Source organism: Gordonia hirsuta DSM 44140 = NBRC 16056 (genome assembly GCF_000333015.1).
In the GTDB taxonomy this organism is placed as follows: domain Bacteria; phylum Actinomycetota; class Actinomycetes; order Mycobacteriales; family Mycobacteriaceae; genus Gordonia; species Gordonia hirsuta.
The window spans coordinates 34,860-47,381 of sequence record NZ_BANT01000017.1 but is presented as its reverse complement, the minus strand read 5'-3'; the positions used below and the strand labels follow the sequence as shown (position 1 = coordinate 47,381).

Below are 12,522 nucleotides of genomic sequence, written 5' to 3'. Positions count from 1 at the left end.
ACCACCGTTCTAACTCGGCTGCGGGCCGTCCAGACGGGTCAAGCCGACGCTACTGATAGAACTGTGCGGTCGAACCGGTCAGCGGCAGCTCGGGGAGATTCAGTTTTCGGTGATCCCATGACCGAATGCGCTGCGGCACAACGCGAACGGCAACACGTTTGTGCATCATCGCGTCCACTGCAGGCCGCAGATCCTCGGTGTACGGGCCGTTGTACCGCTCCCAGACGCTGATGCCGGCTCGAAGGCAACTCTCCTCGTCCTCGAGGATCTCGGCGGTGCCTTCAATGGAGACGCCGCGCAAGGTGTCATAGGTGAGGCCGTCCTCGATCAAGACGGTGATGCGGGGATCGCGGCGCAGATTCACCGCCTTCTGCGATTTGATCTTGGTCTCGAACCACAATTCCGGGACTGCCGGATACTTCGTGGACGCGCCGTCGGCCAGCCCGAACCACATGGCGACCAGGTGCGGTTGCCCGGTAGAGCCAACGGTGGCCATGGTGGCAGTACGACTGCGCTGAATGAACTCGGCGATCTCCTCGTCCGACATGACGATCTGACTGCGTTGATTGCGTGCCATGTCCTGAAAGCTACAGGCGTGCGCCGATCTCCGCTGCGATGGCCAGGAGATCGTCGGCCCAGCGTTCTCCAGGCCGCCGCCCCATCCGATCGATCGGGCCGGAGACCGAGACCGCTGCCACGATGCGTCCGGTGCCGTCGTGCACCGGCGCGGAGACGCTGGCCACCCCGTCGGCCCGCTCGCCGGTACTTTGCGCCCAGCCTCGACGACGGACCTCGGCCAACGCACGGTCGCTGAAGCCTGCCTCCTCTTGCGTGGCGCGATCGCCGAATGCGGCCAGGACACGCGCGGCCGATCCTGCTGTCATCGGTAGCCGGCTGCCGACCGGAACGGTATTGCGCAACCCCGTCGGCGGTTCGACCGCGGCGATGCAGACGCGTTCACTGCCTTGCAGCCGATATAACTGCACCGATTCGCCGGTCGTCTGCTGCAGGCGGGGGAGCAGGGGGGCTGCGGCTTCGACCACCGCGTCCCGTGCCGTGCCCGCCAACCGATGCAGCTCGGGTCCGGGGATCCAGCGGCCGTCACCGTCTCGGGTCAGCAACCGGTGTGTCTGTAGGCCCGCGGCGAGTCGATGGGCGGTGGCGCGCGGAAGGCCGGTGGCCTCGGTCAGCTCTGCCAGGTTGCACGGCGCCTGTGCGACCGTCTGCAGGACCAGCACCGATTTGTCTAAGACGCCGATTCCGCTAGAATTTCCCATACGGCGATATTAGCCGTCCACATATTGAGATTGCCACTCCACTGGATGTGGATTCACCCGGCCGGCGACAGCCCCGTAGCCGCCGGGTAGGCATGTGAGGGAAAGTCGAGTGTGCTCATGACACAGCAAGCAGCAGCCCCCGGGCCGCGCACGCTGGCCGAAAAGGTCTGGGATGACCACGTGGTGGTGCCCGGCAAGGTCGATGAGAACGGTGAAGCCGGTCCCGACCTGCTGTACATCGACCTGCACCTGGTGCACGAGGTAACCAGTCCGCAGGCCTTCGATGGGCTCCGGATGGCCGGTCGGCCGCTGCGCCGACCCGACCTCACCATTGCCACGGAGGATCACAACGTCCCCACGATCGATATCACCAGTCCGATCGCGGATCAGGTCTCGGCATTGCAGGTGGAGACGCTGCGGCGAAACTGTGAAGAGTTCGGCGTCAAGCTGTTCCCGATGGGCGACACCGACCAGGGCATCGTGCACGTGGTCGGCCCGCAGCTGGGCCTGACTCAGCCGGGTATGACAGTGGTCTGCGGCGACAGCCACACCTCCACCCACGGTGCCTTCGGTGCCATCGCGATGGGTATCGGCACGTCCGAGGTGGAACACGTCATGGCCACCCAGACACTGCCGCTGCGCCCCTTCAAGACCATGGCCATCAACGTCTCGGGGGAACTGGCCGACGGCGTCACCGCCAAGGACCTGATTCTGGCGATCATCGCCGAGATCGGAACCGGTGGCGGCCAGGGACACATCCTCGAATACCGCGGCCCGGCCATCGAGAAGCTGTCGATGGAAGCCCGTATGACGATCTGCAACATGTCCATCGAAGCGGGGGCGCGCGCGGGCATGATCGCCCCCGACCAGACGACCTACGACTACCTGAAGGGCCGGCCCCACGCGCCCCAGGGTGCCGAGTGGGATGCCGCGGTCGCCTACTGGGACAGCCTGCGCACCGATGCCGACGCCGTCTTCGATCGCGAAGTGAACATCGACGGCGCAGCGCTGACCCCGTTCGTCACCTGGGGAACCAACCCCGGCCAGGGACTGCCGCTGGGCGCCTCGGTGCCCGATCCGGCCGACATCCTCGACGAGACCGAAGCGGTAGCTGCCGAGCGGGCACTGGAGTACATGGACCTGACTCCGGGTATGCCTCTGCGCGACATCGAGGTGAACACCGTCTTCGTCGGCTCGTGCACCAACGGCCGGATCGAGGACCTGCGCGCGGTCGCCGGCATCCTCAAGGACCGCAAGGTCGCCGACGGGGTGCGCATGCTGATCGTTCCCGGCTCGATGAAGGTCCGTGCACAGGCCGAAGAGGAGGGTCTGGGCGAGATCTTCACCGCCGCCGGTGCCGAGTGGCGGATGGCCGGCTGCTCGATGTGCCTGGGGATGAACCCCGATCAACTCTCGCCGGGGGACCGCTGCGCGGCCACGTCGAACCGCAACTTCGAAGGCCGCCAGGGCAAGGGCGGCCGGACCCATCTGGTGTCGCCGGCCGTCGCCGCCGCCACCGCGATCCGCGGGCGTCTGTCCGCTCCCGCCGACTTGTCCTGACCCCGCTGCGACTTTCGAGAAGAGACGATCATGGAAGCTTTCATCACTCACACCGGAATCGGAGTTCCGTTGCAGCGCAGCAACGTTGACACCGACCAGATCATCCCGGCGGTCTTCCTCAAGCGGGTCACCCGAACCGGCTTCGAGGACGGACTGTTCTCCGCCTGGCGCGGCGATCCGGACTTCATCCTCAACTCCGAACCGTGGAGCTCGGGTTCGGTCCTGGTGGCCGGGCCGGACTTCGGCACCGGCTCCTCGCGCGAGCACGCAGTCTGGGCGTTGATGGACTTCGGTTTCCGCGTGGTGATCTCCTCGCGCTTCGCCGACATCTTCCGCGGTAATGCCGGAAAGTCCGGACTCGTTGCGGCACAGGTGGATCAGGCCGACGTCGAGCTGCTGTGGAAGCGGCTGGAGGCCGAACCAGGGCTGGAGCTGACGGTCGATCTGGAGACTCGCACGGTCACTGCCGGCGATCTGGTGGTGCCCCTGCAGATCGACGACTACACCCGCTGGCGGTTGATGGAAGGCCTCGACGACATCGGTCTGACTCTGCGTGAGGTCGACGCAATCACCGAATTCGAGCAGAAGCGCCCGGCGTTTAAGCCGGTCACCCTGCCCTGAAACTCGGGCGTCATCGCCCCGATTGCGCCCCGCATGCGTTCGGCGCCGTTTACCGTGAGCAATAACTGGTTCGACCAGTGACACCATTTCTCACGCGGAGGAACGCATGAACAAGGCCCAACTCATCGACGAGCTGACCAAGCGCCTCGATGCCGACCGCAAGACCGCCACCGAAGCCGTCGAGACCTTGATCGATACGATCGTTCGTGCCGTGAACAAGGGTGAGAGCGTCACGATCACCGGTTTCGGCGTCTTCGAGAAGCGGCGGCGGGCCGCCCGGGTCGCCCGCAATCCGCGCACCGGTGAAACGGTCAAGGTGGGCGCCACCTCCATTCCGGCATTCCGGCCCGGTGCGCAGTTCAAGGAGATCATCGCCGGCCGCCGCAAGTTGCGGAAGGGCGAGCCGGCGGTGAAGCGGGTCAGCGAGGACCCGGCCAAGAAGACCGCTGCGGCGAAGAAGACTGCTCCGGCCAAGAAGACAGCACCGGCGGCCAAAAAGGCTGCACCGGCGACGAAGGCTGCTCCGGCGAAGAAGACGACCACTGCAGCCAAGAAGACGACAGCGGCCAAGAAGACTGCCGTCGCGAAGAAGACTGCCGCCGCGAAGAAGACTGCCGCCGCGAAGAAGGCCACTGCCGCGAAGAAGACTGCCGCCGCGAAGAAGACTGCCGCCGCGAAGAAGAGCAGCCCCGCGACGAAGGCCAGCCCCGCGAAGAAGGCCGCGCCGGGGAACTAGTCACCGCCGGACCCGACGGATGTCAGTGACCGCTCTTTCCGGGCAGCGGGCTGGGCAGATGGTCGGCTTGGACCAGGCGATCGCCGTGCAGGCTGAGCACCCAGATGCTGCCCTTTCGATTGCGTGACGCGGGCAGTTCGACTCCGGTCTCGTCGGCCCAGCGGTTCAGCAGCGGCGCGATGGCCCTGCCCTGACTGCACACCGCGGTGACCCCGTGCCCGCGGCCGCCGGTCACCGACAATTCGCGCAGCCGTGCGTAGGACGCATCGGGGTCGGCCAGGTAGGCCTCCTCGGTCAACAGGGGTTCGGAGACGATGTCGGTGCGCAATTCCTGAGCCAGCGGCGCCAGTGTCTGCACGCACCGCAGCCGGTCTGCCGCGTGCAGATGACGGACGCCGAACAGGCCCAGCAGCGGCACCATCGCGTCGGCCTGGATCTGCCCGATGGCATCCAGCGGCCGCGCAGTGTCGTCGCCGGTGAAACGGGACCGTCGTCCCGCCTTCGCATGCCGAACGACGATGAACTGATGCAGTTCCGGATCCGGCTGAGCGGCAAAGGATTCCAGGATCTGACGGTCGGCGTCGTAGGACACGGTGCGCTGAGCGCCCGCGATCGTCAGCCACTGGATGTCGTCGGTCTCGTGATTGGAGACGAAACGCCCGCCGGTGGACTCCATCGACCAGTAGTAGACCTTTTTCGGGGTTCCGGATTTGAGGGCATACCGCATGACGCCCAGTTCGCGGCCGACCCGGCACTCGAAGCCGGTCTCCTCGGTCATCTCCCGGGCCGCAGTGGACACCATCAACTCGCCGCTGTGCGCCTTGCCCTTGGGCAGCGACCAGTCATCGTACCGGCCGCGGTGCACGACGGCCACCTCGAGCTTGCCGGGCGCCGAGGTCCGCCACAGCACCCCGCCGGCGGCCCACACGGTGCTACTCATGTGGCCGCACCCGAATCGGAGTCGCGGCGACTGCGGGTCATCAACCGCCGCTGGTGGTCGCGCACCTCCACACCTGCGGCCGGGGAAGCGGTCCAGGTGCCGTCGGGCTGCAACTCCCAGCAGCGGGTCCGCGGATCGAATGCCGAATCGAAGATCTCCTGCAGGTCGGCGGTAAGCCGGTGGTCACGCACCTGCACCATCACCTCGACACGGCGGTCCAGGTTGCGGTGCATCATGTCGGCGCTGCCGATCCAGTACTCCTGGCTCGAACCGAAGACGATGATCCGCGAATGCTCCAGGAACTCGCCCAGAATCGAGCGGACGGTGATGTTCTCACTGAGTCCCGGCACCCCCGGCCGCAGGGCACAGATGCCGCGGACGAAGATGTCCACCGGCACCCCGGCCTGCGAGGCGCGGTAGAGCGCATCGATCACCTGCTCGTCGACCAGCGCATTGGCCTTCAGCTGGATGCGCGCGGTCGGATCACCGGCCCGGTGCGCAGCCACTTCGGCCTCGATCCGCTCGATGATGCCGGTGCGGATACCGTGCGGGGCCACCAGAAGATTCCGGTACTCGTGCTTGCGTGAGTAGCCGGTGAGCGTGTTGAACAGGTCCGTCAGGTCCGCACCCAGTTCCGGGGCCGCGGTGAACAGGCCCACGTCCTCGTACAGGCGGGCGGTCTTCGGGTTGTAGTTGCCGGTGCCGATGTGGCAGTAGCGACGGATCGCCGACCCCTCCCGGCGGACCACCAGGCAGGTCTTGCAGTGCGTCTTGAGACCGACCAGTCCGTAGACCACGTGCACGCCGGACTGCTCGAGTTTGCGCGCCCACTTGATGTTGGCCTGCTCGTCGAACCGGGCCTTGAGCTCCACCAGCGCCACCACCTGCTTGCCGGCCGCGGCGGCGTCGATCAGCGCGTCGACGATGGGGGAGTCGCCGGAGGTGCGGTACAGGGTCTGTTTGATCGCCAGCACATGCGGGTCGGCGGCGGCCTGTTCGATGAAGCGCTGCACGCTGGTGGAGAAGCTGTCGTAGGGGTGATGCACCAGCACATCGCCCTCCTGCAGGGTGGCGAAGATGCTCTTGGGCGTCTCGCCCTCGGCGAAGGCCGGGTGCGTCTTCGGGACGAAGGGCCGCTCCTTGAGCTGCGGGCGGTCGATGCCGTAGATCTCGAACAGCGCGGTCAGATCCAGCAGGCCGGGCACCTGGATCACATCGGCCGGGTTCACGTCGAGCTCCCGCAGCAGCAGCTCGAGCATGTGCTCGGTCATATCGTCGCCGACTTCCAGCCGCACCGGCGAACCGAACCGGCGGCGGGCCAATTCGCGTTCGAGGGCCTGCAGTAGATCCTCGTCGCGGTCCTCGTCGACCTCGAAGTCGGCGTTGCGGGTCACCCGGAAGACGTGGTGCTCCACCACGTGCATGCCCGGGAACAAGAACTCCAGATTAGCCGCGATCAACTTCTCCAGCGGCAGGAAGATCGCCGGCTGGTGCCCGTCGTCGGAGCCGGTGCGCTCACCGGCCGACCGCAGCTTGTCGACGCGGATGAACCGGTTGATGTTGTTGGGAACCTTGACCCGGGCGAAGTGTTCGCCGCCCTCACTGCCCTCATCGCGCACCGTCACCGCCAGATTCAGGGACAGACCGCTGATGTACGGGAACGGATGCGCCGGATCCACCGCGAGCGGGGTGAGGATCGGGAACAGCTCGTTGTGGAAGTATTCGCGCAGCCGATCCTGCTGGCTCGAGCTCAGATCGTCCCAATCGGCGATGTGCACACCGGCCGCATCCAGCTCCGGCTGCACCGACTCGAGGTAGACGCGGGCGTGCCGGTCGACGATCTTCTGCGTGCGCGCGGCGATCATCTGCAGCTGCTCGCGCGGGGAGCGGCCGTCGGCCGAGCGCACCGACAGTCCGGTGTCGTCGCGTCGTTTGAGCCCGGCCACCCGGACCATGAAGAACTCGTCGAGATTGGAGGCGAAGATCGCCAGGAACTTGGCGCGCTCCAGCAGCGGCAGCGAGGTGTCTTCGGCCAGGGCGAGCACCCGCGAATTGAAGTCCAGCCAACTCAGTTCCCGGTTGAAGTAGCGTTCCGCGGGCAGATCGGCCGACTCGTCGGGGTCGATGGTCGCCGCCGGCAGTGCGGCAGGCAGTTCCCTGCGGGATTCTTCGGTGGTCTGATCCGTGGCGGTCACCACCTCATTGTTCCCTATCGCCGCTGCTGGCGCGTGCGGGCCTCCGAGTGGACGACGGCGACACCGACGACGACAGCACCTGCTGCGAGCAGCTGCCCAGGCCCAGCGCCGCACACGCCGCCAGATCCTCGACGGTGTCGGCATCGCGGCGCAGGTCCGGCCACCGCCGGTGTGCGGGATCGAGTTCGACGGCGCCGGCCCGGCGATGGGCTTGCGCCGACCCGGGGCCGAACGACGGGTGCAGAGCCGTCCGGTGCGCCCGGACCAGCAGCGTCGTACCGCTGCCCTCCCGGTCGGCGACGAATGCCGCCGGGTGATCGCCGGCCGCGGTCAGCGCCTGCTGCAGGGATCCGGCGCGCAATGCTGGCAGATCGGCCTGCAGAAAGGCCACCGCCCCGGGCGCCCCGGCCGCCCCGTGCACCAGCGCCGCATTGAGCCCGCCGCCGGCCGGTTCGTCGACGGTCTGCACACCCAGGGCGCGCGCATGCTCGCGCACCGCCGGATCGGGGCTGACCACCACGATCCGGCCCGGCCGCACGGCCTGAGCGGCGAGCACGGTATCGGTGAACATGGCCAGCACCAGGGCCTGCCGATGCGTTACCGCCGGATGGGTCAGTCTGCTCTTGGCATCGCGCAGCTGCTTGAGCGCCAGCACCACCGTGAGGTCGGGGAATGCGGGGGAGCTGGGCGCCATGGGAACCATCGTGCCCGCCCGGACCCACCGCGGGCCAGCGCGGGTGCCGATTCGCCGGTTCGCCGGGCCGTCGGCGACTAGGCTTGGCCCCACGTCGACGCCTGGCCCGAGCTGGCCAGTGCTCAGCAGAGATGAGGAGTGATTCGGTGCGAGCGGTAGTGATGGGTTCGGGGTCCTGGGGGACGGCGGTGGCGAAGATCCTCGCCGATGCCGGTAACGATGTCACCATGTGGGCCCGCCAAGCCGAGCGCGCCGAGGCGATCAACCGTGACCGGGAGAACGCCGGCTACCTGCCGGGCATCCGGCTGCCGGACGGACTCCGGGCCGTCACCTCGATCGAGGAGGCCCTGGCCGATAAGGAGATCGTGGTGTGCGCGGTCCCCTCGCAGGTGCTGCGCGAGAACTTGGCGCAGTGGAAGCCGCACCTGCCCGAAGGCTCGGTGCTGGTGTCCCTGGCCAAAGGGGTCGAGGTCAGCAGCGGCGAACGGATGAGCCAGGTGATCAAGGAGGTCGCCGACCTGCCCGACGACCGGATCGCGGTGCTGTCCGGACCGAACCTGGCGCGCGAGATCGCCGAGGAGCAGCCGGCGGCTACCGTCATCGCCTGTATCGACGAGGACGTCGCCAAGCGGCTGCAGCACGCCTTCGCCGCGCCCTACTTCCGGCCGTACACCAACACCGATGTGATCGGCGTGGAGATCGGCGGCGCCGCCAAGAACGTGATCGCCCTGGCCTGCGGAATGGCCGCCGGAATGGGTTTCGGCGAGAACACCCTGGCCACCCTGATCACTCGCGGACTCGCCGAGACTATGCGGCTGGGCATCGCGATGGGCGCCGATGTGCGCACCCTGGCCGGACTGGCCGGGATCGGTGACCTGGTCGCCACCTGCTCGTCGCCGCTGTCGCGCAATCGGACCTTCGGGGCCCGGCTGGGCGAGGGGGCGACGCTGGAGGAGGCGCAGGCGGCCACCCACGGGCAGGTCGCCGAGGGCGTGAAGTCGTGCCGTTCGGTGCGCGCCCTGGCCCACCAGTACGACGTGGAGATGCCGCTCACCGATGCGGTGTACCGGGTATGCCACGAGGGGATGCCGGTGCAGGACATGGTGGGTATGCTGCTGGGCCGCACCATCAAACCCGAGGTCTGAGCAGGCAGGTCCGGATCAGGCCTCGCTGAACGACTGCCAGCCGTGCAGTCCGTCGGCGGTGGCGCCGTCGACGGTGGCGGCTGCCGGCCGTCCGGCTGCCGGGGCCGCAACGGTGCCGACCACGGTCCAGCCGCCGGGAACCCCTCCCGGGGCGAACGCGGCCAGCAACTGGTGATCTTCGCCGCCGGTCAGCGCCCAGCGCACCGGGTCCACGCCGAGTTCGGCGGCCAGCTCGTCGAGTCCGGCCGGCCGTGGCACCATCGCCGACTCGACGTCCAGGTGCAACCCCGACCCGGCGGACATGGTGATGATCTCTTCCACCAGGGCGTCGGAGATGTCGGTCATCGCGTGCGCCCCGGCCCGGGCGGCGATCGGGCCCTGCGCCAGATCCGGCTGCGGCAGCCGGTAGGCCTGCACCAACTGCGGGAACCGTGCGGCCAGAACCGGATCGGCGCCGTTCTCGATCGCCGAGAGCACCGCCAGACCGGCGGCGGCACCGCCCAGCGGGCCGCTGACGGCCAGGACGTCGCCGGCGCGGGCACCGGCCAGAGTCACCGGGGCCGTCCCGGACAGGGTGCCCAGCGAGGTGACGGTCAGGATCACCGACGGCGCCGAGACCAGGTCTCCGCCGAGGACCCGCCCGCCCAGCCGGTGGGTCTGGGCGACGATCCCGGCGTTGAGGGCCAGCACCCGCGGTACCGGTGTCTCCGGCGGGCAGCCGATCGAGACGACGGTCCCGGTCAGCGTGCCGCCCATCGCCGCGATATCGGCGGCGCTCTGCACCACCGCGCGCGCTCCGATCTGCTCGGCGGTGGACCAGTCGAAGCGGAAGTGCCGTCCGGCCACCGCGGTATCGGTGCTCACCACCACGGCGCCGCCGCCGGCCAGGACGGCGGCGTCGTCACCGGAACCGATTACCACATCGTCGGACGAGCCGGCGGCGGCGGCGGTGAACAACGCGATCAGGGCTCGCTCACCGACCTCGCCGACGGTGGCGCCCGGACGGACCCGACCCTGCTCCTGGTGCACGGCGCTGATGTTACGCCTCGCTAGGCTGGTGCCCATGAGTGAGAGTGAGCCGGCGCCGACGCCGCCCGCCGACAGCGAACCGTATCGGCTGTCTCCGGCGCTGATCGCCACCCTGGCGACGATCCCGACGATGGTCATCATCGGGTTCATCGTCTTCGCGATGCTCAAGACCAAAGAGGCCGAGAAGATTCCGGTCGATTCCTATGCAACCTCGACCGAAGCGGCCGAGCGGTGCGGACCGCTGATCGCGCAGCTACCCGAATCCTTCGGCGAGTACGGCGGCAAGAGCGTCGAAGGGAACACCGTGCGCTGGACGTCCTCGGAGAACGAGCAGTCGCCCGACCCGCTGGTCTTCCGCTGCGGCGTCGCCCGGCCGGAGGCGCTGGCGCCGACCAGTTCGCTGCAGGTGATCAACAACGAGCAGTGGTTCATGACCGACACCGACGAATCGCGCGGCCAGGCCTACGTGCTGGTGGATCGTCGCCCGTACATCGCGGTGTGGGTGCCCTCGGGCGCCGGGAACGGTCCGCTGACCAAGATCTCCGGACTGGCCGGGGAGCTGCCGTCGGCACCCCTGGACTTCGGCGACAACTGACCTGGTTAGATCGGGCCATGGCTGTCTATGCGCTCGGTGACCGTGAACCCGTACTCGGCAAGGATGTCTACATCCACCCCGATGCGACCGTGATCGGAGATGTCACGCTCGGCGACGGCGTCTCGGTGTGGCCGGGCGCGGTGCTGCGCGGCGACTACGGCACCATCACCGTGGGGGACCGCACCAATATCCAGGACGGGGCCGTCATCCACTGCACATTCACCGAGCCGACCGTGCTCGGCGCCGGCTGCGTGGTGGGCCACAACGCGCACGTGGAGGGCGCGGTGGTCGGCGACGATGTGCTCATCGCCTCCGGTTCGGTGGTACTCAACGGTTCCACCGTCGGCGACGGCAGCATCGTCGGCGCCGGTGCGGTGGTGCCGTACAAGTCGCAGATCCCGGCCCGGTCGATGGCGGTGGGGATCCCGGCGAAGGTGCGCGAGGGCGTCGAGGTTCCCGAAGGCCACCTGGTCGACAACGTCGAACTGTACTTCCAGAACGCGCAGTACTACGCGCGCGATCTGCGTCGTCTCGACGCACAGGACTGACCGCACCGATGGCGACACCGTTGGCCGAACTGATCGATCCGGGCTGGGCACAGGCGCTGGCACCGGTCGCCGACCGCATCACCGCGATGGGCGAGTTTCTGCGCGCCGAGAACACCGCCGGGCGCGGCTATCTGCCCGCCGGAGCGAATGTGCTGCGGGCGTTCACCCGCCCGTTCGATCAGGTCCGGGTGCTGATCGTGGGACAGGATCCCTATCCCACCCCCGGGCATGCGGTGGGCCTGAGCTTCTCGGTGGCGCCGGCGGTGCGCCCGCTGCCGAAATCGCTGATCAACATCTACAAGGAATACGTCGACGATCTGGGCTTCCCGCCGCCGGCCGACGGCGATCTGAGTCCGTGGGCCGATCAGGGCGTGCTGCTGCTCAACCGGGTCCTCACCGTGGAGCCGGGCAATGCCGGCGGTCACCGCGGCAAAGGCTGGGAGGACGTCACCGAATGCGCCATCAAGGCGTTGGCCGCCCGGGACGAGCCGCTGGTGGCGATCCTGTGGGGCAACGATGCCCGATCCGTCGCACAGTGGCTGCCCGATGTGCCGATCATCGAGTCGGTGCATCCGTCGCCGCTGTCGGCCTCGCGCGGCTTCTTCGGGTCTCGCCCGTTCAGCCGGGCCAACGACGAGCTGGCGGATCTGGGTTGCGAGCCGGTCGACTGGCAGCTGCCGTCGTGACGGCTGGCCGGCGCCGCCGGCTCGGCGGACTGGCCGCTGCCGCGATCCTGCTGGGCTGCACCGGATGTGCGGAGTCATCGCCGGACGCGGTGGACCGGCAGGCCCTGCTCCGGGACGCGGTGCAGGCGCAGCCGTCCCCGCGGACCGAGGACGTCGACGGGACGACTTACCAGCTGGTGGCCTCGCAGACCGCCGCCGGGACGCGCGCGGCCGGTGTTCACCTTCCGGTCGATGACGCCGAACCCGGCATGGTCGTGGTCACCGCCGCGCTGGCCTGTCTCGGCCGGGGTTCGATGTCGGCGCGGGTGGGCGACACCGAGAACCGGGCGAGGCACCGCTGCGATGAGCAACTCTTCTCGACGCCGTCGGTGACGACGGTGCGGTGGGTGGTGCCCGGATCGTCTCTGCCCGGCGGCATCCCGATCATCGTCACCGCCGACGATCCGGAAACGGAGCTGGCGGTCAGAGCGGCGGCATACGCCGAAGGAAGCTAGGC

14 protein-coding genes are annotated in these 12,522 nt (G+C 68.3%); 8 read left to right on the top strand and 6 right to left on the bottom strand.

Going from position 1 to position 12,522, the window contains the following annotated elements; genetic code table 11:
* Positions 1 to 49: 49 nt before the first annotated feature.
* Together GOHSU_RS07120 and GOHSU_RS07115 are read right to left on the bottom strand one after the other, a co-directional pair.
* On the bottom strand, positions 50 to 577 hold the full coding sequence (locus GOHSU_RS07120) for a pyridoxamine 5'-phosphate oxidase family protein (RefSeq protein WP_024332517.1): 528 nt from the start codon (positions 575 to 577) through the stop codon (positions 50 to 52).
* A 10-nt stretch (positions 578 to 587) separates the two neighbouring features.
* Positions 588 to 1,277, bottom strand: a complete 690-nt coding sequence (locus GOHSU_RS07115) for an IclR family transcriptional regulator (protein ID WP_005939002.1) — start codon at positions 1,275 to 1,277, stop codon at positions 588 to 590.
* 117 nt (positions 1,278 to 1,394) lie between these two features.
* Between GOHSU_RS07115 and leuC the strand changes: the two genes are divergently transcribed.
* The 3 genes from leuC (at position 1,395) to GOHSU_RS07100 (ending at position 4,194) form a co-directional block, all read left to right on the top strand.
* On the top strand, positions 1,395 to 2,837 hold the full coding sequence (leuC, locus tag GOHSU_RS07110; RefSeq protein WP_024332516.1) for a 3-isopropylmalate dehydratase large subunit: 1,443 nt from the start codon (positions 1,395 to 1,397) through the stop codon (positions 2,835 to 2,837).
* Positions 2,838 to 2,867: 30 nt separating this feature from the next.
* Complete coding sequence (gene leuD / locus GOHSU_RS07105) at positions 2,868 to 3,458, top strand: 3-isopropylmalate dehydratase small subunit (RefSeq protein ID WP_005938995.1); 591 nt, start codon at positions 2,868 to 2,870, stop codon at positions 3,456 to 3,458.
* A 106-nt stretch (positions 3,459 to 3,564) separates the two neighbouring features.
* Complete coding sequence (locus GOHSU_RS07100) at positions 3,565 to 4,194, top strand: HU family DNA-binding protein (protein ID WP_005938992.1); 630 nt, start codon at positions 3,565 to 3,567, stop codon at positions 4,192 to 4,194.
* Positions 4,195 to 4,216: 22 nt separating this feature from the next.
* Here the strand turns inward: GOHSU_RS07100 and GOHSU_RS07095 are convergent, their stop codons facing one another.
* Genes GOHSU_RS07095 through cofC form a run of 3 tightly spaced genes read right to left on the bottom strand, consistent with a single transcriptional unit; the run spans position 4,217 to position 8,023 of the window.
* Positions 4,217 to 5,134: an NUDIX hydrolase gene (locus GOHSU_RS07095; protein ID WP_005938989.1), complete on the bottom strand. Its 918-nt coding sequence runs from the start codon at positions 5,132 to 5,134 to the stop codon at positions 4,217 to 4,219.
* Complete coding sequence (locus GOHSU_RS07090; RefSeq protein WP_005938986.1) at positions 5,131 to 7,332, bottom strand: RNA degradosome polyphosphate kinase; 2,202 nt, start codon at positions 7,330 to 7,332, stop codon at positions 5,131 to 5,133. Before GOHSU_RS07090 ends, GOHSU_RS07095 begins: the two co-directional genes overlap by 4 nt.
* A 1-nt stretch (position 7,333) precedes the next feature.
* Entirely contained in the window at positions 7,334 to 8,023 is a 690-nt protein-coding gene (cofC, locus tag GOHSU_RS07085; protein ID WP_005938983.1) for a 2-phospho-L-lactate guanylyltransferase, read from the bottom strand.
* Between the two features lie 146 nt (positions 8,024 to 8,169).
* Here cofC and GOHSU_RS07080 point away from each other — a divergent pair, with 146 nt between their 5' ends.
* Positions 8,170 to 9,168, top strand: a complete 999-nt coding sequence (locus tag GOHSU_RS07080; protein ID WP_005938980.1) for an NAD(P)H-dependent glycerol-3-phosphate dehydrogenase — start codon at positions 8,170 to 8,172, stop codon at positions 9,166 to 9,168.
* 15 nt (positions 9,169 to 9,183) lie between these two features.
* Here the strand turns inward: GOHSU_RS07080 and thiL are convergent, their stop codons facing one another.
* Complete coding sequence (gene thiL / locus GOHSU_RS07075) at positions 9,184 to 10,197, bottom strand: thiamine-phosphate kinase (protein WP_005938976.1); 1,014 nt, start codon at positions 10,195 to 10,197, stop codon at positions 9,184 to 9,186.
* A gap of 34 nt (positions 10,198 to 10,231) precedes the next feature.
* On the opposite strand from thiL, the gene GOHSU_RS07070 reads away from it, so the two are divergent.
* The 4 genes from GOHSU_RS07070 to GOHSU_RS07055 are packed head-to-tail and all read left to right on the top strand — an operon-like array spanning position 10,232 to position 12,520.
* Positions 10,232 to 10,792 (top strand): DUF3515 domain-containing protein, encoded by a 561-nt coding sequence (locus GOHSU_RS07070; RefSeq protein ID WP_005938973.1) that lies wholly within the window; start codon positions 10,232 to 10,234, stop codon positions 10,790 to 10,792.
* A 17-nt stretch (positions 10,793 to 10,809) separates the two neighbouring features.
* A complete protein-coding gene (locus GOHSU_RS07065; RefSeq protein WP_005938970.1) occupies positions 10,810 to 11,340 on the top strand; it encodes a gamma carbonic anhydrase family protein in 531 nt (176 codons plus the stop codon).
* Between the two features lie 8 nt (positions 11,341 to 11,348).
* A complete protein-coding gene (locus tag GOHSU_RS07060) occupies positions 11,349 to 12,026 on the top strand; it encodes a uracil-DNA glycosylase (RefSeq protein ID WP_005938966.1) in 678 nt (225 codons plus the stop codon).
* Entirely contained in the window at positions 12,023 to 12,520 is a 498-nt protein-coding gene (locus GOHSU_RS07055) for a hypothetical protein (protein WP_005938963.1), read from the top strand. The genes GOHSU_RS07060 and GOHSU_RS07055 overlap by 4 nt, the downstream gene beginning before the upstream one ends.
* The last annotated feature ends 2 nt before the right edge of the window (positions 12,521 to 12,522 follow it).